An 18,737-nucleotide genomic window follows, 5' to 3' on the forward strand; every position below is an offset into this window, starting at 1 on the left:
ACGGGCGTTCTTGATCGTCCGGAAACAGAGCGGCCGGCGACGCATCCGCCGCCGGCCGCGAGGACATGCCCGGTCCCTAGCCCTTGCTCACCGCCGCCAGGATCTCCGGCAGCCGCTTCGACACCCGAGGCGCCGCCACCTTCAGGCCGCCCCAGACCAGCAGCGCGCCGTAGAGCGCGCCGCCCGGCAGCAGCAGCCACAGGGCCGACTCGGCGTCCGCGAGGTGCAGGACGACGATCGTGACGATCACCGGGGAGCAGAGCACCGCGGCGGAGAACATGCCGCCGAAGACGGAGATCAGCGACAGACCGGCCTGGCCCGGCGCCACGTTCTTGTACGCGCTGCCCTGCGGGATCGAGTACGGGAACCAGGCCGAGGTCACCGCACCGATGCCGACCATCGCGCCGAGCACCGCGAGCGCCATGCCGAGGGCCTGCGGGAAGCCGCCCCACGCGCCGATGACGCCGGCCGTCGCCGTCATCACGAGGACCGTGAACGGCACGGTGATGGACAGCATCGTCAGGGCCCGCGCCCGCAGTTCGGCGAAGGCGTCGGCCGGCGTCGAGATGGTCTGCGCCACCATCCAGAAGGCGGACGTGTCCTGGCCGAACTGGTTGAACATCTGCAGGCCCAGCATGCCCGACGCGAAGCACGCGAAGTAGAGCGAGCCGGTGCCCTGCAGGGCGTTGAACAGCGGGATGATCGCGCCGATGGCGAGCGAGGTCACCCAGCCGGCCTTCGTCTTCGGGTCGCGCCAGATGTAGCGCAGACCGCGCTCCATCACCGTGCCCGTGCGTCCGCCCGGAAGCAGCCGGCCGAGCCGGCCCGACGAAGCCGACTTGTCCTTGGTGCCCGCGCCGTCCGACGCGCCGATCGTCGAGCCGTCCGGCGCGGTCATCAGCTTCACCAGGCTGCCCTGCCACCACACCAGCAGGCCGGCCACGCCGGCCGCGGCGAGCAGCAGCTTCGCGGCGGCGACGACGTAGTCGCCCTCGCCCGCCGCGCCGATCGCGGAGACCGCGGAGGCCGGCGGCAGCCAGCCCACGACCTGGGCGGCCGGTTCGAGCGCCGAGAGCCCGCCGGCCCGGCTGAGCCGCTGCGCGCCGAAGTTGACCAGCTGCATGCCGACCGCGATCACGAGGCCGGACAGGACGGCCAGGTCACGGCCCTTGCGCGAGGTCAGGAGCCGTACGTTCGCGGCGGCCACCGCGCGCGAGAGCGCCACGCAGCCGACGACCTCCAGGGGCACGGCGAGCACGGCGACGACCGTACCGGCCGCGCCGTGCGCGACCGCCAGGGCCGCGCCGACCGCCAGGACCAGGGTGAGGCCCGGGCCGATGCCGACGAGCGAGGCCACGAGCAGCGCCCGGACCAGCGGCCGCGGCCGCAGCGGCAGCATCACGAGACGCGACGGGTCGAGGGTCTCGTCGCCGCTCGGCAGGAACAGCGGCATGACCGTCCAGGACAGCGCGAGCACGCCCGTGATCAGTACCGAGACCGTGGTCGCGGCCGCGTGTCCGCGCAGCGCGAGGAAGGCGAGCGTCATGACGGTGGCGAGGAGCGCCGCGACGACGATCGACGAGACATAGGCGGCGGTCCGGCCGCCCGACTGCCTCAGGCCGTTCTTCAGGAGCGAGAGCTTGAGCCGTACGAAGACCGAGGTCAGCGAGGGGGCCGCGGCAGGAGCGGTGGTCATCGGGCCGAACCGCCCAGCCAGTCGAGCGACTGCCCGGCGTCCCGCCCGTTCGCGCCGACCAGCTCCAGGAACGCGGCCTGCAGCGACGGCGCCGAGCCCCGTACCTGCGCCAGCGGGCCCTGCGCGCGGATCTGCCCGGCGGCCATCACGGCGACCCAGTCGCACAGCGACTCCACCAGCTCCATGACGTGGCTGGAGAAGACGACGGTCGCACCGGAGGAGGTGTAGCGCTCCAGGACCCCGCGGATGGTCTGCGCGGAGACCGGGTCGACGCCCTCGAACGGCTCGTCCAGGAAGAGGACTTCGGGATTGTGCAGCAGGGCCGCCGCCAGGCCGATCTTCTTCCGCATGCCGGTCGAGTAGTCGACGACCAGCTTGTGCTGCGAGCCCGCGAGGTCGAGCACCTCGAGGAGCTGCGTGGCGCGCTTGTCGACCTCGGCGCCCGGCAGACCGCGCAGCCGGCCGCTGTAGGCGAGGAGTTCACGGCCCGAGAGCCGTTCGAAGAGCCGCAGCCCCTCGGGCAGGATGCCGATCCGCGCCTTGACCTGGGCGACGGACTCGGCATCGGCCCAGACGTCGTGGCCGCCGACCCGGATGCGCCCGGCGTCGGGCCGCAGCAGTCCGGTGATCATGGAGAGGGTGGTGGTCTTGCCGGCGCCGTTGGGCCCGACAAGGCCGATGAACTTGCCCGCGGGAAGCACGAGATCGATCCCGTTCACCGCGATCTGCTGGCCGAAGCGCTTCCACAGCCCCTCGACATGAACGGCGGGCGCCGCACCGGATCCCGGTGCGGCGCCCGCCGCTTCGTACGCCCCGTCGAATGCCTGGTCAGGCATCATCTTGCGTCAACCCTTCGGTTGTCCCCGTGTAGTCGGGCACCACCATACGGCTGAGCGCCTTTCGGCCACATTGCCAGGACCCGGCAACGAGGAAGGGCCCTTCACTGCCGCCGCGACCTGGCGTCCGCCGCCTCCCGCCCGCACGCGTACGCCAGCGCGCTGATCAGCTCCTCCGCGTCCGGCAGCCAGCGGTTCGCCGCCGTGGGCTTACGGGCCCACTGCACCGCCCCGTACCCGCCGACCCGGGTCGGCGGCGCCGCCACGAAGTGCCCCTCGCCGCGCGTGACCAGGTCGATCGAGGAGGGCACCCAGCCCAGCTTGCGCACCTGGTCCGGCACCTTGGCCGCGGCGCCGGGCAGCACGAAGAAGAACATCCGGCGGTCCGGCGTGCAGGTCACCGGGCCGAGCGTCAGCTCCATCCGCTCCATCCGGGCCAGCGCGAGGAAGCCGGCCGACTCCGACACCTCGATCGCGTCGAAGGTCCGCCCGGTCGGCAGCAGGATCGACGCCTTCGGCTGCTTGGACCACATCCGGCGGGCCCCGACGGCGCTGCCCGTCGCCTGGGTCGACCAGTCCGGCCTGGCCGGGTGCGCGCCGGGCGCCGGACACGCGTCCGCGCCGCAGGAGCAGCGCTCGCCGCCCTCGACCGCCTCCAGCCAGGTCCCGGGGAACACGTCCCAGTGCCGCTCTTCCGCGTACCGCACCGCGCTGTCCAGCAGCAGCTCGCCCCGCTGCTTGGGAATCTGTGCGGCTTCCGTGACTCCGATGGTCTCTTCCACGACGAACTCAACTCCCGCCGTCACCTGGGGTTACGGGCGCGGCACCCCCGCCGGGTGGCGCATCGATCCTGCATGCGGGGCGCACGGGTGCACGGACGGGGGCGCGCGGGGGCAGGTAGAGCGGGTGGGGGGTACGGATGGGACGGGGGGCGTCGGTGACGTACCGCCGTACCGTGCGTGGACGGGTGGGGCAGGGCGACCGACGTGTCCGGTTTCGCGTGTTCACATCTGCATTGACCGGATATCGGCCGGGCAGTGATCAGCCAGTCGATCACTTCGATCACCGATCACGCTCATGCGCGGCCTCAGGGGGTAGCAATCATGGCAGCCAGGCCACTCGTCGCCCGCCAGCCCAACGAACGGCTGCAGGCGCTCATCCAGGAAGCCGGGTGCTCCAACGCCGGCCTCGCCCGCAGGGTCAACATGGTCGGCGCGGAGCGCGGCCTCGACCTGCGCTACGACAAGACGTCGGTGGCGCGCTGGCTGCGCGGGCAGCAGCCGCGCGGCCGGGCGCCGGGCATCATCGCCGAGGCCCTCGGCCGCAAGCTCGGCCGCACGGTCACCATCGACGAGGTCGGCATGGCCAACGGCCGCAACCTCGCCTCCGGCGTCGGCCTCCAGTTCGCGCCGACCGTGCTCGGGGCCATCGAGCAGGTCTGCGAGCTGTGGCGCAGCGACGTCGGCAGACGGGACTTCCTGTCCGCCTCGACGGTGGCCGCCTCCGCGCTCGTCGAGCCCAGCCGCGACTGGCTGATCACCGGCGCCGACCCGCAGGTCGCCCGGCACGCCGGGGCCCGGGTCGGGGCGTCGGACGTGGCGGCGGTTCGGGCGATGACGGCCGCCCTGGTGGACCTGGACCGGAAGTTCGGCAGCGGGCACGTGCGCCCGGTGGTCGTCCACTACCTCAACAGCGTGGTGTCGGGCATGCTCTCCGGCTCCTACCGGGAGGCCGTCGGCCGCGAGCTGTTCGCCGCCGTCTCCCGGCTCACCGAACTCGCCGGCTACATGGCCGTCGACACCGGCCAGCCGGGACTCGCCCAGCGCTACTACATCCAGGCGCTGCGGCTCGCGCAGGCCGGCGGCGACCGGGCGTACGGCGGTTACGTGCTGGCCGCCTCGATGAGCCACCTCGCCGCCCAGCTCGGCAACCCGCGGGAGATCGCGCAGCTCGCGCGGGCCGCGCAGGAGGGCGCACGCGGGCAGGTGCCGCCGCGCGCGGAGGCGATGTTCCTCGCCGCCGAGGCCCGCGGGCACGCGCTGCTCGGCGACGCCCGGGCCTGCGAGCTGGTCGCGGGCCGGGCCGAGGAGGCCCTGCAGCGGGCCGACCCGGACGCCGGCGACGACCCGTCCTGGATCGCCCACTTCGACGAGGCGTACCTCGCGGACGAGCTGGCGCACTGCCACCGCGACCTGGGCCAGGGCCGGGAGGCGGCCCGGGCGGCCGAGCGCTCCCTGGCCGGCCACCCCGAGTCGCGGGTCCGGCGGCGGGCGATCGGCCTGGCGCTGCTCGCCTCGGCGCAGGTCCAGCAGCGCGAGGTCGAGGCGGCCTGCCGGACCGGCACCCGCGCCCTGGAGATGCTGGGGACGCTGCGGTCCTCGCGGGGCGCGGAGTACCTGGGCGATCTGAAGGACCGCCTGGAGCCGTTCTCGGGGGAGGCGGTGGTGCGGGAGTTCGGGGCGCGGCTCGACCTGCACGCGGCGTAGGTCACACGCGTACGGCACGGGTCACGCGCGTAGGACACGGGTCACACCCGTACGTCACACCTGCGTCACACCGGGTCGGACGTGTGTGCGGCGGCCCGGGGGCACCCGGTAGCGTGAGCCGACGGTTCCGTAGCCAGCGCGAGAACGCCCAGCAGTCCAGTACACAGGAGTCCCGGTGACGCACAGCGGACAGGGGCCGGAGCAGCAGTATCCGGCCGCTCAGCCCCTCCCCCCTGAGGTGACCCCTGGTGGCTCCTCGGACGCCCAGGCCACGCAGTACCTGCCGCCGATCCCGGCGCAGCCGCCGGTCGCGCCGCCGCAGCCCGGCTACGGCTACCCGCAGGCCGCCCCACAGCAGCCGCAGCCGCAGCCGGGGTACGGCTACCCCGGCCCGGACTCCCAGGCGACGCAGTTCATCGCGCCGGTCGCGGACTCCCAGGCCACGCAGTACATCCCGCCGGCCGCGGACTCCCAGGCCACGCAGTACATCCCGCCGGCCGCCGCCGGGCCCGACGCCCAGGCGACCCAGTACATGGCTCCCGTCCCGCCCCAGGCGCCGGTGCAGCCCCAGGCTCCCGTCCCGCCCCAGGCGCCGGTGCCGCAGGAGCGGCCGCCGCTCGCCGACTTCGACAACCTGTTCCGCAGCGAGACCCCGCAGCCCCCGGCCCCGCGGCCGGCCCAGCAGCCCGGTTACGGCTACCCGCAGGCACCGCCGCCGCAGGCGACCGCGCAGTTCCAGTCGCCGCAGCCGCCGCCCCCGCAGCAGCAGTACGGCTACCAGGACGCCTACTACGACGACGAGCCCGAGCCGCCGCGCCGCAAGTCGCCCCTCGCGCTGATCGCGGGTGTCGTGGCGGGCTGCGCCGTGATCGGGCTCGCGGCGGGCGCGCTGCTCAGCGGCGGGGACGACGACAAGAAGGACACGGCCGGCGCCGGACAGAACGTGGCCGCGAGCTCGGCCGCGCCCTCCGGCTCCTCGGGCGAGCCGGACGAGCAGGCCGCCGACCCGGTGAAGGCCCAGGCGCAGGCCCTGGACAAGCTGCTCGCGGACAGCAACAACAGCCGCGACACGGTGATCCGCTCGGTCGGGAACATCCGGCAGTGCGAGAACCTCGGCCAGGCCGCCACCGACCTGCGCGGCGCGGCCCAGCAGCGCCGTGAGCTCGTCACCCGGCTCCAGTCGCTCTCCGTGGACAAGCTGCCGAACAGCACGGCACTGTCCGCCGCCCTCGTCAAGGCGTGGGAGGCGTCGGCCGCGGCCGACGCCCACTACGCGGCCTGGGCGGACCAGGCGAACGGCAACAAGAAGATCTGCAAGGGCGACCACGCCCGGCACACCAGCGAGACGAACGCGGGCGACAGCAAGAGCCTGGAGGCGACGGCCGCGAAGAAGACGGCGGCCGGGCTGTGGAACCCGACCGCCGAGAAGTACGGACTGACGAAGCGCAACTACACCCAGCTCTGACGGGGTGGGCGGGGCGGGCCGCCAGGGCCTGCCCGGCGGATCGGGGTCGGACAGGCCCTAGGGCGCGGCCAGGACCGTCTCGCCGACGTCGACGAAGCCGGGCTTCTCCGCCACCAGGCGCCCGTCCCGTACGACCTGGAAGGTCACGTCGTGGTTGACGATCCGGGGGAAGCCGGGGGCGCCGAGCAGGTCGTCGTACCGCCAGCGGAGCGGGGGCGTCAGACCGCCGGTGTCGATCTTGGCGCCCTCGTCGAGCGCGTGCGAGAGCTGGAGTCCGGTGACCCTGTCGCTGTCGAGCGACTCGATGAGCTGCTTGAGGACCGTGTAGGCGATCCAGGTGGTCTGCACGCCCGTGTCGGTCGGGTCGACGCGGTTGTCGGCGAAGGCGTGCTCCTTGATCACCTTGCGCATCGGGTCCCACGCCTTGTCGTCGGCCTGCGGGTACCAGCCGGTGACGTAGGCGCCCTCGAAGGGGCTGTGCGGGCCGCCGGTGCGGTCGATGAGCGGCTGGTCGACGCTGCCGAGGACGGAGGAGATCCGCACGGAGCCGTCGCCCTGCTTCGGCAGCCGGCGGAAGGAGTCGAAGAAGGTCTGGGTGCGCTCGCCGAGCACGGCGGTGACGCAGCCCTCGTCGCCGCCCGCCCGGGCCCGGGCGCGGGTGGCCTGCTGGGTGTACTCGCCGGCGTCCTCGACGGCCGGGATGTCGATGGCGCTGCGGTGGTCGGCCTTGCGGAGCCCGGAGTTGAGCAGGTCGGGCAGCCGGTCGCCGGCGATGGTGTCGGGGCGGACCAGGGAGACCTTGCGGCAGCTCGCGGCGAGCTGCATGCCGTGGCCGGCGATGAGGGAGGCCACGCCGCCGTTGACGGGATAGGAGAGCGGGCTGGTGAACTCGTCCTCGGAGATGCCGTAGCCGCCGATGTACGGGATGTCCGCGGCCTCCAGCGGGGCCATGAAGGCGTTGCCGTTCTGGCTGTACGAGCCGACGACGGCGACCGCGCCCTCGTGGACGGCCCGGCGGGCGCACGCGGCGGCGCCGGCGGTGGTGTTCTCTTCGTTGCAGGTGAGTACGCGGAGCTCGTGGCCGTTGATGCCGCCGTTGGCGTTGACCCAGCGGGCATAGGCCTTGGCCATGGCGGGCATGCCGGGCATGTTGGTGGCACGGGTCTGGTCAGGAGCCCAGGTCATGACGGTGACGGGCTCCCTGGAGCCCCCCGTGGCCCCAGGGAGTACGCCGCAGCCGGTCAGCAGCGACGCTGCGGCCGCCGCTGTCGTGACGTACGCGATGGGGGAAGTAAGTCGCCTACCGGTCATGGGCATGCACACTTCCGCCTCACGGGTAACGCGGCGGTGAGCCTGATGCAACGGTGGGTGACGTCAAGGTGAATTACAGGCGTCGGCCGAGGCCGGGAACCGCGCTGCCGGAGGGGGAACGTACGATCGAACGGTGTCCAGCTCCACGTCCCCTTCAGTGAACTCTTCCCGTCGCGGCCGTCGCTCCTCCACCATGGGCGGCATGCCTCTCAACGACATGCCGTGGTGGCGCTGGCGCGCGAACGTGCGCTCGGCGCTGCACATGCTCTCGGACCCGGGGTTCCACGAGACCGCCTGGCTGGCCGGCCAGGAGGGGTACGGGGACATCACCGACGCCGTGTACCGGCTGGTGGAGGACACCTGGCTGGACAACTGGTCCGCCGAGAAGTACGTGGGGACGATCTTCCGCGACTCCGGTGAGGCCGCGCTCGTCGACGTCGCCGTCCTGCGCGTGCTGCGGATCATGCACCAGGTCGGGGCGGACGCGCCGGTCTCCGCGTATCTGGAGCACCACGGCTGGCCGGAGGCGGTACGGGCCGCGCGCGAGGCGCACATACGCATGGCGACGGCCGACGGGGACGACCCGGACGCGCCGCCGCGCACGCTCGAAGTGCTGCGCATCATGACGAGGTCCGCCTGACGGACGGTGTGCCTGTGGCCAGGGCTCACTGTGGCAGGCTAGGCAGATGACCGACCAGTACGTCCTCACCCTCTCGAGCCCCGACAAGCAGGGCATCGTGCACGCCGTGTCGAGCTACCTCTTCATCACGGGTTGCAACATCGAGGACAGCCAGCAGTTCGGAGACCGTGACACCGGTCTCTTCTTCATGCGGGTCCACTTCTCGGCCGAGGCCCCGGTCACGGTGGAGAAGCTCCGGGCGAGCTTCGCCGCGGTCGGCGACTCCTTCGCGATGGACTGGCAGATCAACCGGGCCGACGAGCGGATGCGCGTCGTGCTGATGGTGTCGAAGTTCGGCCACTGCCTGAACGACCTGCTGTTCCGCTCGCGGATCGGCGCGCTGCCGGTCGACATCGTCGCGGTGGTGTCCAACCACACCGACTTCGCCGAGCTGGTGGGCTCGTACAGCATCCCGTTCCGGCACATTCCGGTCACCAAGGACACCAAGGCCCAGGCCGAGGCGGAGCTCCTGGAGCTGGTCCGCGAGGAGCGCGTCGAGCTGGTCGTCCTCGCCCGCTACATGCAGGTCCTCTCCGACGACCTCTGCAAGCAGCTCTCCGGCCGGATCATCAACATCCACCACTCCTTCCTGCCGAGCTTCAAGGGCGCCAAGCCCTACCACCAGGCCCACGCCCGCGGCGTGAAGCTCATCGGCGCCACCGCCCACTACGTGACGGCCGACCTCGACGAGGGCCCGATCATCGAGCAGGAGGTCGAGCGGGTGGGCCACGAGGTCACGCCGGACCAGCTGGTCGCGATCGGGCGGGACGTGGAGTGCCAGGCGCTGGCGCGGGCGGTGAAGTGGCATGCGGAGCGCCGCATTCTGCTGAACGGGCGGCGCACGGTCGTCTTCGCGTAGCGCGGGGGCGGGCCTGGAAGCCCCGCCCGCTACATCCGGCTCAGTGACGCCGCCGCGAACAGCACGTCCCTGATCGCCTCGCGGTCGCCGTCCTGGCCCGCGGCCGCGTCCTCCGGCGGGATGTGCCCCGCGACGAGCTGGCAGAACTCGACGCCGTCCATGGCGACCTGGGCCACCGCGTGGTCGCGGGAGCCGAGGGCGGCGGGGGAGTCCAGGGCGATGAACCAGTGGCCGCCGCCCGCGCCCTCGATCTCCAGGTGGAGCGAGCGGCCCGGAGAGCCGGCCGTGACGAGTTCGCGGGGCGGGGCGGCCAGCCCCGCACGGCGGCGCCCGGCGAGGACGGCCGGGAGCTGACGGGCGGCGAGGTCGATCATGCCGTGCAGATGCGCGCCGCTGGGCGGCTCGTACGGGTAGTCCACCGCCTCCGCGATGTCCCCGGCGTGCACCCAGCACTCGAAGGCCCGCTCCAGGAGCGCGTCCCGCAGCGGCATCGCGAAGTCGCCGTAGGTCACGGTCAGGTCGGCGACGCCACGGCCGGCGAACGACACCGTGCGGATCAGGGTGTGGCCCTGCTCCCGCCACGGCTCGCGGATCGTGCGGGTCGGCGGCCGGACCGCGGCGTTCCAGTACGCCTCGGTCCGCTCGGCCGGCGACAGCTCGCCGACGCCCTTGCCCAGCGGATCGTCGAGCCCGAGCGACGCCGCCACCAGGCCGTCCACGGCGAGGAGATGGCCGATGACCCCGGCCACGGTGGTCTTCCGGTTCACTCGCCGCTCGCCCTCGAACCACTTGAGCCGCACCGGCGCGTGCCACTCCGCCTCGCCGATGTCGCGCAGCAGCGCGTCGAGCCGGGCGGTCTCCGCGTCGTACGGAGTCGCCCACGCCGGCACCGGGATCCGGGCCGGGCGGCGGCCGAGACAGTTCTCCAGGACCCGGGAGCGCAGCAGCGGGTCCAGGTCCAGATCGCGCTCGGCGTGCAGGAGTCCGACCGCGTCGCGCAGCCGCAGCGCCTCCTCCGCGCACGGGGCGCACTCGGTGAGGTGGTCCTCGACGGCCCGGGTCTCCGCGGCCGAGCACGCCGAAAGCGCCCAGGCCCCGAGGAGGGACTTGAGCACCCGGTGCGGGAGTTCCGGTACGGGCTCCGCCTCGGCGGGTTCGGGGCTCGCCGGCTCCGGTTCGGGCTCCACCGGCCCGCTCGTCGGCACGAAGGGTGCCGACAGGTCCGCGTGGTCGTCCGCCGCCGGGCGCGGGCCCGGTATCCACGGGGCGCGGGCGACCTCCTCGGGATCGTCGTTCGCCCCGCTCACAGCGCCCGTCCGTAGCCGCCGTGGCCGGGCGGCGACGAGCCCTCGAGCGGCCGGGTGTTGGCCGTCGAGAGCAGCTGGAGCCCGAGCCGCAGCCGGCGCCGGGCCTCGTCCTCGGTCACGCCGAGGTCCGCGGCCGTCTGCCGGTAGTCCCGGCGCTGGAAGTACGCCAGCTCCAGGGCCTGCCGCAGCGGCGTCGGCATGGACGTCACGATGTAGTCGGCGCGGGCCGCGACCGAGGCCCGGCGCACCTTCTGCTCCAGCTCCTCCGCCGAGCCCTCGCCGCGCTCCGCGAAGGCGAGCGCCTCGGCCTGCCGCAGCCGGTGCACGGCCTGCCGCTGGGTGAGCCGGGCGACCCAGGCGCGCATGTTGCCCTGCTTGGGGTCGTACGCGTCGGGGTTCTCCCAGATGTAGCCGAAGACCTCGCGGGTGACCTGGTCGGCCGCGTCGTCGTCGTCGAGCACCCGGTGGGCCAGGCTGTGCACGAGCGACGCGAACTTGTCGTAGAGCTCGCCGAGCGCGGCCGCCTCACCGCGCGCGAGCCGCTGCTGCATCCTGCGGTCCCAGCGCGGTGGTGTGTCCTTCGCCGCCATCCGAGGCCCTCCCGACAGCCCTTGCCCGACCCGAGTTCCTTCCCCAAAGTAACGGGCCCGGCCCCCGGCACGCCCCTGATTGCCGCAAGTGCGCCCTTGACGCGCCGCGGAATGGTAAGGAAAGCGACAACCCTGGAGCCGGGGGTTTGGGACCGGCGCGAACGGGCAGCGGGAGGGGGCAGGAACGCCGGACTCCGTTTGCTCCCGCTTCTGTTCCCCTGCCCCTTGCCTCGAAAGGTGCCGCTCGTGACGATCCAGGTCGACGAGGACGAGCAGGACCCATGGACCGTGCTGCGCATCAGCGGCGAGCTGGATCTCGTGACCTCCCCGCTGATCCGCAGACGCCTCCACGCCGTCGTCGCCGTCGGCCGCCACGACGTGGTGCTCGATCTCTCCACCGTCCGCTTCTGCGACTCCAGCGGCGTCGGCGTCCTGGTGGCCGCCCGCCGGCTGATGCGCTCCTGCGGCGGCCGGCTCCGGCTGATCCTGCCCGCCCGCGGCGCCGAGGACGGGGCGCACGTGAACCGCGTGCTCGGCGCGCTCGGCGTGCGCCGCCTCTTCGAGGTGTACGCGGACGTGCCGGCCGCCCTCGACGACGCGGCCGAGCCGCTGTCCGCGTGACGACCGCTAGGCCCCGGCCCCGTACCGCTCGCGCAGCTTGTACTTGAGCACCTTGCGCAGCGTCTCGTTGCGCGGCAGCGCGTCCACCACCTCCAGCTGCTCCGGCAGCTTGAAGACCGACAGCCCCGCCTTCCGCAGGAAGGCCGTGACCTCGTCCAGGGTCAGCGGCGCGGCGCCCGGGGGCTGTTCGACCACCGCGCAGACGCGCTCGCCGCGCTCGGGGTCGGGCAGTCCGATGACGGCCGCGTCGCCGACGCCCGGGTGCTCGTGGAGCAGGTCCTCGATCTCCTTGGCGGAGATGTTCTCCCCCTTGCGGATGATGATGTCCTTGATCCGCCCGGTGAGGACCAGGTGCCCGCTCGGCGTCAGGTGCCCGACGTCCCCCGTGATGAGGAAGCCGTCCTCGTCGAAGGCGGCCGCGGTCTGCGCCGGGTCGAGGTAGCCGCGGCAGACCGCCTCGCCGCGCAGCCGCACCTCGCCGTCCGCCGTGATCCGTATCTCCATGCCGGCGGGCGGCCGGCCCTCGGTCGTCGCCAGGTTCTCGGCGGTGTCGCCCGGGTCGCCCATGGTGATCATGGGGACCTCGGTCATGCCGTAGCCGTGGGTGAGCCGGCAGCCCAGTTCGCGGACGACCGCGTGGTAGATCTCGGGCGGCTTGGGCGCGCCGCCGCCCGCGAGGAGGCGGAGCGTGGGGATGACCGGCTCGCCCGGCTGCTTGCGCTGCTCGGCCAGGAACATCGCGTAGAAGGCGGTGGAGCCGCCGGCCACGGTGACGCCGTGCCTGCGGTACTCGTCGAGCGCATCGGGCAGCGCGAACTGCTCGAACATGACCGCGGGGAAGCCGTAGAGCAGCAGCATCACCGTGTAGTCGGGCCCGGCGATGTGCGCGTACGGGAAGGCCATCGAGCCGACGTCGTCGGGGGCGAGGTGCAGCGCGTGGGCGAGGCAGGAGCCGCCCGCGAGCAGGGAACGGTCCGTGTGCAGCACGCCCTTGGGGTCCGAGGTCGTCCCCGAGGTCCAGTAGATCCAGCGGACGGCGGTCCCGTCGGCGGGCGGTGGCGGCAGCACGGCCGGGTCGCCGTCGGGCATGCCCTCGTGTTCGTACGCCTCGAAGACGCCGCGCGCCCCGAGCCGCCGGGCCATCGCGGTGTGGTCGAACCCGCGCCAGACGCCGGGCACGGCGAAGAACTCGGCGCCGGACTCGCGCAGCGCGAAGCCGACCTCCTTGTCCCGGTAGAAGGGGATGACCGGGGTCTGTACGGCGCCGAGGCGGGCGAGCGCGAAGGAGAGCACCGCGGTCTCGATCCGGGTCGGCAGCTGCCACGCGACGACGGTTCCGGGCCGCACGCCCATCCCGTACAGCCCGGCGGCCACCCGCTCGGCCCGGTCGCGCAGCTCGCCGAAGGTGAGGGTCCGGTCGCCCTGGAGGAGCACGGGCCGGCCGGGCGTGAGGGCGGCGCGGCGCTCGACGAGCTCCCAGAGCGTGCGGGACGCGCCCAGGGCGTGTGCGGTCTCGGTCGCGGTCGGTGTCTCGGACTCGGGCATGCCCTGCTCCTTTTGGCTGACGGTTCGTCAGATCGTGCGGAGAGCGTAGAGGGACGGTCCTTGTCGGTCCAGATGCGCGGGGCTAGCCTGAAGGCGCGTTCGTATCTGACGGGTCATCAGAAACTCCGAGGCCCCGACACCGGGAGTTGAGTCCATGACGGAACTGCCCCGCATCATCAGCGTCGACGACCACGTGATCGAGCCCGCGCACCTCTTCGCCAGCTGGCTCCCGGCCCGCTACCGCGACCGCGGCCCGCAGCCCCTCACCGCCGGGATCGGCGAGCTCGCGTACGTCGGCGGCAAGTACCAGATCACGATGGATCCCGACGGGCCGCCCACCGACTGGTGGATCTACGAGGACCTGAAGTTCCCGTACAAGCGGAACATCGCCGCCGTCGGCTTCGACCGGGACGACATGACCCTGGAGGGCATCACCCGCGAGGAGATGCGCCGCGGCTGCTGGGACCCGGCCGCGCGGCTGAAGGACATGGACCTCAACCACGTGGAGGCGTCGCTCTGCTTCCCGACCTTCCCGCGGTTCTGCGGGCAGACCTTCGCCGAGGCCAAGGACAAGGAGGTCGCGCTCGCCTGCGTGCGCGCCTACAACGACTGGATGGTCGAGGAGTGGTGCGGCGACAGCGGCGGCCGGCTCGTCCCGCTGTGCATCATCCCGCTGTGGGACATCGACCTGGCCGTCGCCGAGATCCGGCGCAACGCGGCCCGCGGCGTCCGGGCGGTCACCTTCTCCGAGATCCCGACGCACCTCGGGCTGCCGTCGATCCACTCCGGCTACTGGGACCCGTTCTTCGCCGTCTGCCAGGAGACCGGGACCGTCGTCAACATGCACATCGGCTCGTCCTCGCAGATGCCCGCCGCCTCGCCCGACGCCCCGCCCGCCGTCCAGGCCTCGCTCAGCTTCAACAACGCGATGGCGTCGATGATGGACTTCCTCTTCTCCGGGGTGCTGGTGAGGTTCCCGCGACTGAAGCTCGCGTACAGCGAGGGCCAGATGGGCTGGATCCCGTACGCCCTCGAACGCGCCGACGACGTGTGGGAGGAGCACCGCGCCTGGGGCGGGGTGCGCGACCTGATCCCGGAGCCGCCGTCCACGTACTACTACCGGCAGATCTTCTGCTGCTTCTTCCGCGACAAGCACGGCATCGCCTCACTGGACGTCGTCGGGCGGGACAACGCCACCTTCGAGACCGACTACCCGCACGTCGACTCGACCTTCCCGCACACCAAGGAGGTCGCGCTCGACCACGTGAAGGGCCTCGACGACGAGACCGTCTACAAGCTGATGCGCGGCAACGCCATCCGCATGCTCGGCCTCGGAATCGTCTGATGGAGCTCGCGTACACGGAGGAAGAGGAGGAGTTCCGGGCGGGGCTGAGGGACTGGCTCGCGCGCGAACTGCACAGCCTCCCGCCCAGGCCCGACCCGCTCGACTGGCCCGCCCGGCGCGCGTACGACTGCGGCTGGCAGCGGCGGCTCTACGAGGCGGGGTACGGGCACGTGCACTGGGACGCCTCGCCGACGCAGCGGCTGATCTTCCTGGAGGAGACCGAACGGGCCGGCGCGCCCTACGTCGGCGCCAACTTCGTCGGGCTGCTCCACGCGGGACCGACCATCGCCGCCGAAGGCACGGCGGAGCAGCGGGCCCGCTGGCTGGAGCCGGTCCTGCGCGGCGACGAGGTGTGGTGCCAGGGCTTCAGCGAGCCCGACGCCGGGTCCGACCTGGCGTCGCTGCGCACCCGGGCCGTCCGGGACGGCGACCACTACGTCGTCACCGGACAGAAGACCTGGACCTCGCACGCCGAGGTCGCCGACTGGTGCGAACTCCTCGTCCGCACCGACCCCGACGCGCCCAGGCACCGCGGGATCAGCTGGCTCGCGATGCCGATGGACAGCCCCGGGATCACGGTCCGGCCGCTGCGCACGCTCGCCGGGTCGGCCGAGTTCGCCGAGATGTTCCTCGACGAGGTGCGGGTGCCGGTCTCCCATCGCGTCGGCGCGGAGAACGACGGCTGGCGCGTCACCATGGTCACCCTCTCCTTCGAGCGCGGCACCGCCTTCGTCGGCGAGGTCGTCGCCTGCCGCCGCGTCCTCGGCGAACTCGCCCGCACGGCGCGGAAGAACGGCCGCTGGGACGACCCCGTCCTGCGCCGCCGGCTCGGCCGGCTCGGCGCCGAGTTCCAGGCGCTGTGGCGGCTCACCCAGTGGAACGTGAGCGAGGCCCAGGCCACCGGCGGCGTCCCCGGCACCGGCGGCTCCGTCTTCAAACTGCGCTACTCGCACGCCCGCCAGGAGCTGTACGACACCGCCGCCGCCGTCCTCGGGCCCGACGCGCTCGACCTGGCGCGCGACTGGAACCTCGACCGGCTGTCCTCGCTCTCGTACACGATCGCCGCGGGCACCTCGCAGATCCAGCAGAACATCGTCGCCGAGCGCATCCTCGGCCTGCCGAAGGGCCGGTGAACCGACGCATGGACTTCCGACTCACCGAGGACCAGCAGGCGCTGAAGCGCGGGGTACGGGAGCTGCTCGCCGCCCGCTTCGGGCGGGAGGCCCTCCGGGCGGCCGTGGACGCCGGCGGGGTGCTCGACCGGGCGCTGTGGCGGGAGCTCGGCGCGGCCGGGTTCTTCGCGCTGCGGCTCCCGGAGGCGGACGGCGGGGTAGGGCTCGGGCTGCCCGAGGCGGTCCTCGTCTTCGAGGAGGCGGGCCGGGCGCTGCTGCCGGGCCCGCTCGTGGCCACGCACCTGGCGGCGGGGCGGGTGCCGGGCGCGGCCGAGGGCGTGGCGGTGGTGGCGCGGGCCGACGGCGAGCTCGTGGAGTGGCTGGACGCGGCGGACGCGGTCGTCGGCGACGTCTCCGGGGCCGCGCCGATGCGGTCGGTCGACCCGCTGACGCCCCTGCACCGGCTGCCCGGCGGAGCCGCGCCCGCCGAAGCGGACACGGCCTGCCTCCTCACCGCCGCCGAGCAGCTCGGCAGCGCCGCCCGCACCACCGAGCTCGCGGTCGCGCACGCCCGGGTGCGCGAGCAGTTCGGACAGCCGATCGGCGCCTTCCAGGCCGTCAAGCACTTGTGCGCGCAGATGCTCGTACGAACGGAAGTAGCCCGGGCCGCCGTCTACGCCGCCGCCGTCACCGCCGACCCGGTGGAGATCGCGGGCGCCCGGCTGCTCGCCGACGAGGCGGCGGCCGGCTGCGCCCGGGACTGTCTCCAGGTGCACGGCGGCATGGGCTTCACCTGGGAGGCCGATGTCCATCTGCACCTGAGACGGGCCTGGGTGCGGGCCGGGCGCGGGCTCGGCGGGGCGGTGGCGGAGGAGCGGGTGGCGGCGGCCCTGGAGCCGGCGCCGTAACGCGGTCGGTCCGGAGGGTCACGCAGCGTCGATATCGGGTTGTGTCCTTCGGCCGGGTCGTCACGGGCCGGAGTCGACCCCGGCCTCCGGTACGCTCCGTTGGATGCGAGTGCTTGTGGGACCGGATCGCGCCGGTGCCGCCCCCGGGGCGGCTCCGGGTCCCGGAATGCCCGCCGCTCGCGCCCCCTGGCGGCGTTTTGCGCGCCTCTGTTCGACTCCCCGCAGCGTGCGTCGCACAGTATGGACCATGCGTACTCCTTCGCGCTGGAATATGCCTGAAGCGCTTGTTGCGGTGACTGTACGTCAACCATGCTGTCTCACAAGGGAATCACGTTCCGTTAGGTCGTCGAGGACGCCGGTTCGGATGGTGTGAACGGTGCAGGTGCTTCAGGTTCAGTTGGAGGTCGGGGCGGACCCGGCAGAGGTGGGTCGCGCCCGGCGTTGGGCGCGTTCGCGGCTGGCCGGGTCGGGGATAGGCGATGACGAGCCGCTCGCGGACACGCTGGTGCTGCTCATCTCGGAGCTCGTGACCAACGCGGTGGTGCACACGGGCTGTCCGGCCGTGCTGCGGATGCTGTTCGGCGGGGGCGGGGTGCGGGTCGAGGTGGCCGACCGCAGCGACCGGCCGCCGCGGCCCCGGCACGCGGCCGGCGAGGACACCAACGGGCGCGGCCTGGAACTCGTGGACGGCCTCGCGGACCGCTGGGGCTGGCAGCGCGAAGGCGCGGGCAAGAGCATCTGGTGCGAGGTGGACCGGGCTCCGGCCGGGTCGCCGGCGCCGGAATCCGTCGTGGCGGTGTCACCCACCCGGGCGTGGTGTTGACGGTTCGTGGCGAATTGATCACTCTTGGGTGAGCGATTCGTTCTGCGAGGGGAGTCGAGGGGCGTGGCCCCTCGGCGAGCGCGGGTCGTGACGGGTGGCGGCGTCCCCCGCGGTGCTCCGCACGCGGGGGGACACCCACGCGCCGTGCTCGGGGCGCGCGCGAGTGCGCCGCCACCCGCGAAGTCCTACAGGACGGCCACCGGTGAGACCGGTGTGCCCGTGCCGCCCACGAAGGGCTCGGGCATGGCGGAGAGCAGGAACGCGTACCGCCGCGTCTGTGCACAGGCTGTGGACAGCGCCTCCAGATTCCAGTTCTGCCCCTGGAGCATCCCCATCTCGACCAGGTCGAGGGCGTGCACGGGCAGCCACAGGTCCTCGATCTCCGGCGGGAAGATCTCGAAGGTGAGCGTGTCGTTGGCGACCGCCGCCACGTCCCGGGCGTGGAACCACTCGGGCGTGCGGACGGACAGGCCGGGTGACGGGAAGGCGTAGCCGTGCTTGTCGCCGGCCAGGTACACCTGCAGCTGCCCGGTCCGTACGAGCACGATGTCGCCGGACCGGACCGTGACCCCGCCGAACTCGGCGGCCTCGTCCAGGTCCTCGGGCGTCACGGCGTGGTCGCCGGGCAGCCGGTCCACGCCCTTGGCCGCCGCCACGTCGAGCAGCACGCCCCGGCTGACGATGTGCCGCGCGGTGTGGATGCCGCTGAACTCGGAGCGGCCGTGCGCGGTGACGGTGCCGGCCGGGCGCCCGTTGTAGATCCGGCCCGAGTGCGAGACATGGGTGAGCGCGTCCCAGTGGGTGCCCGCCTGGAGGCCGAGGGTCACGGCGTCGTCGCTGGTGGCGACGGTGCCGGGGCCGAAGAGCTCCTGGTTGATCTGCACCATCGTGTGGAGCGGGTTGACCCGGCCGGGGATCATGCCGGTCTGCACGCCGTCCTGCTTGAGGTCGACGGCGAGCGGGATCCGCTGCCCGGTGCGGACGGTCGCGGCGGCCTCCCGTACCACCTCGTCGGTGATCAGGTTGAGCGTGCCGATCTCGTCGTCCCGGCCCCAACGTCCCCAGTTGTTGACGCGTTTGGCGATCTCGTGGAATTCGGGCGGTAGGGGCATCGGGCGCCTCCGGGGTCTTGTTTTCCGGTATCTGACGGGCCG

The 18,737-nt window shown here is 73.0% G+C and carries 17 protein-coding genes; 9 read left to right on the forward strand and 8 right to left on the reverse strand.

Annotated elements, in window-relative coordinates:
* Window positions 1-76 precede the first annotated feature (76 nt).
* The 3 genes from ACWEV0_RS02750 to ACWEV0_RS02760 all read right to left on the reverse strand — a co-directional run bounded on the left by ACWEV0_RS02750 (window position 77) and on the right by ACWEV0_RS02760 (window position 3,314).
* Complete coding sequence (locus ACWEV0_RS02750) at window positions 77-1,696, reverse strand: transporter (RefSeq protein ID WP_453145824.1); 1,620 nt, start codon at window positions 1,694-1,696, stop codon at window positions 77-79.
* The gene (locus tag ACWEV0_RS02755; protein WP_453145826.1) at window positions 1,693-2,532 is read right to left on the reverse strand and encodes an ABC transporter ATP-binding protein; all 840 of its coding nucleotides are present in this window, start codon (window positions 2,530-2,532) and stop codon (window positions 1,693-1,695) included. The genes ACWEV0_RS02750 and ACWEV0_RS02755 overlap by 4 nt, the downstream gene beginning before the upstream one ends.
* A 104-nt stretch (window positions 2,533-2,636) precedes the next feature.
* Window positions 2,637-3,314: a bifunctional DNA primase/polymerase gene (locus tag ACWEV0_RS02760; RefSeq protein ID WP_453145828.1), complete on the reverse strand. Its 678-nt coding sequence runs from the start codon at window positions 3,312-3,314 to the stop codon at window positions 2,637-2,639.
* Window positions 3,315-3,635: 321 nt separating this feature from the next.
* On the opposite strand from ACWEV0_RS02760, the gene ACWEV0_RS02765 reads away from it, so the two are divergent.
* Window positions 3,636-5,018, forward strand: a complete 1,383-nt coding sequence (locus tag ACWEV0_RS02765) for a transcriptional regulator (protein WP_453145830.1) — start codon at window positions 3,636-3,638, stop codon at window positions 5,016-5,018.
* Between the two features lie 175 nt (window positions 5,019-5,193).
* Complete coding sequence (locus tag ACWEV0_RS02770; protein WP_453145832.1) at window positions 5,194-6,483, forward strand: hypothetical protein; 1,290 nt, start codon at window positions 5,194-5,196, stop codon at window positions 6,481-6,483.
* 57 nt (window positions 6,484-6,540) lie between these two features.
* Here the strand turns inward: ACWEV0_RS02770 and ACWEV0_RS02775 are convergent, their stop codons facing one another.
* Window positions 6,541-7,794 (reverse strand): ABC transporter substrate-binding protein, encoded by a 1,254-nt coding sequence (locus ACWEV0_RS02775; protein WP_453146005.1) that lies wholly within the window; start codon window positions 7,792-7,794, stop codon window positions 6,541-6,543.
* Window positions 7,795-7,987: 193 nt separating this feature from the next.
* Here ACWEV0_RS02775 and ACWEV0_RS02780 point away from each other — a divergent pair, with 193 nt between their 5' ends.
* Together ACWEV0_RS02780 and purU are read left to right on the forward strand one after the other, a co-directional pair.
* On the forward strand, window positions 7,988-8,434 hold the full coding sequence (locus ACWEV0_RS02780; RefSeq protein ID WP_453146007.1) for an SCO4402 family protein: 447 nt from the start codon (window positions 7,988-7,990) through the stop codon (window positions 8,432-8,434).
* A gap of 46 nt (window positions 8,435-8,480) precedes the next feature.
* The gene (gene purU, locus ACWEV0_RS02785) at window positions 8,481-9,332 is read left to right on the forward strand and encodes a formyltetrahydrofolate deformylase (RefSeq protein ID WP_453145834.1); all 852 of its coding nucleotides are present in this window, start codon (window positions 8,481-8,483) and stop codon (window positions 9,330-9,332) included.
* Between the two features lie 29 nt (window positions 9,333-9,361).
* Here purU and ACWEV0_RS02790 read toward each other — a convergent pair whose 3' ends face one another.
* On the reverse strand, window positions 9,362-10,639 hold the full coding sequence (locus ACWEV0_RS02790; protein WP_453145836.1) for a maleylpyruvate isomerase N-terminal domain-containing protein: 1,278 nt from the start codon (window positions 10,637-10,639) through the stop codon (window positions 9,362-9,364).
* The gene (locus ACWEV0_RS02795) at window positions 10,636-11,229 is read right to left on the reverse strand and encodes a sigma-70 family RNA polymerase sigma factor (protein WP_403795009.1); all 594 of its coding nucleotides are present in this window, start codon (window positions 11,227-11,229) and stop codon (window positions 10,636-10,638) included. The genes ACWEV0_RS02790 and ACWEV0_RS02795 overlap by 4 nt, the downstream gene beginning before the upstream one ends.
* A gap of 246 nt (window positions 11,230-11,475) precedes the next feature.
* Between ACWEV0_RS02795 and ACWEV0_RS02800 the strand changes: the two genes are divergently transcribed.
* The gene (locus tag ACWEV0_RS02800) at window positions 11,476-11,850 is read left to right on the forward strand and encodes an STAS domain-containing protein (protein ID WP_453145838.1); all 375 of its coding nucleotides are present in this window, start codon (window positions 11,476-11,478) and stop codon (window positions 11,848-11,850) included.
* A 6-nt stretch (window positions 11,851-11,856) separates the two neighbouring features.
* On the opposite strand, the gene ACWEV0_RS02805 is transcribed toward ACWEV0_RS02800, so the two are convergent.
* Window positions 11,857-13,395 (reverse strand): class I adenylate-forming enzyme family protein, encoded by a 1,539-nt coding sequence (locus ACWEV0_RS02805; RefSeq protein ID WP_453145840.1) that lies wholly within the window; start codon window positions 13,393-13,395, stop codon window positions 11,857-11,859.
* Between the two features lie 154 nt (window positions 13,396-13,549).
* Between ACWEV0_RS02805 and ACWEV0_RS02810 the strand changes: the two genes are divergently transcribed.
* The 4 genes from ACWEV0_RS02810 to ACWEV0_RS02825 all read left to right on the forward strand — a co-directional run bounded on the left by ACWEV0_RS02810 (window position 13,550) and on the right by ACWEV0_RS02825 (window position 17,583).
* Window positions 13,550-14,740: an amidohydrolase family protein gene (locus tag ACWEV0_RS02810; RefSeq protein WP_453145842.1), complete on the forward strand. Its 1,191-nt coding sequence runs from the start codon at window positions 13,550-13,552 to the stop codon at window positions 14,738-14,740.
* Window positions 14,740-15,873: an acyl-CoA dehydrogenase family protein gene (locus ACWEV0_RS02815; RefSeq protein WP_453145844.1), complete on the forward strand. Its 1,134-nt coding sequence runs from the start codon at window positions 14,740-14,742 to the stop codon at window positions 15,871-15,873. The genes ACWEV0_RS02810 and ACWEV0_RS02815 overlap by 1 nt, the downstream gene beginning before the upstream one ends.
* 8 nt (window positions 15,874-15,881) lie before the next feature.
* Window positions 15,882-16,760 carry an acyl-CoA dehydrogenase family protein gene (locus ACWEV0_RS02820; protein WP_453145846.1) on the forward strand — a complete coding sequence of 293 codons (879 nt, stop codon included), beginning with the start codon at window positions 15,882-15,884 and terminating at the stop codon, window positions 16,758-16,760.
* A gap of 376 nt (window positions 16,761-17,136) precedes the next feature.
* The gene (locus tag ACWEV0_RS02825; protein ID WP_453145847.1) at window positions 17,137-17,583 is read left to right on the forward strand and encodes an ATP-binding protein; all 447 of its coding nucleotides are present in this window, start codon (window positions 17,137-17,139) and stop codon (window positions 17,581-17,583) included.
* A gap of 185 nt (window positions 17,584-17,768) precedes the next feature.
* Here ACWEV0_RS02825 and ACWEV0_RS02830 read toward each other — a convergent pair whose 3' ends face one another.
* Entirely contained in the window at window positions 17,769-18,695 is a 927-nt protein-coding gene (locus ACWEV0_RS02830; protein ID WP_453145848.1) for a cyclase family protein, read from the reverse strand.
* Between the last annotated feature and the right edge of the window lie 42 nt (window positions 18,696-18,737).

Source organism: Streptomyces sp. NPDC003943 (assembly GCF_053605265.1).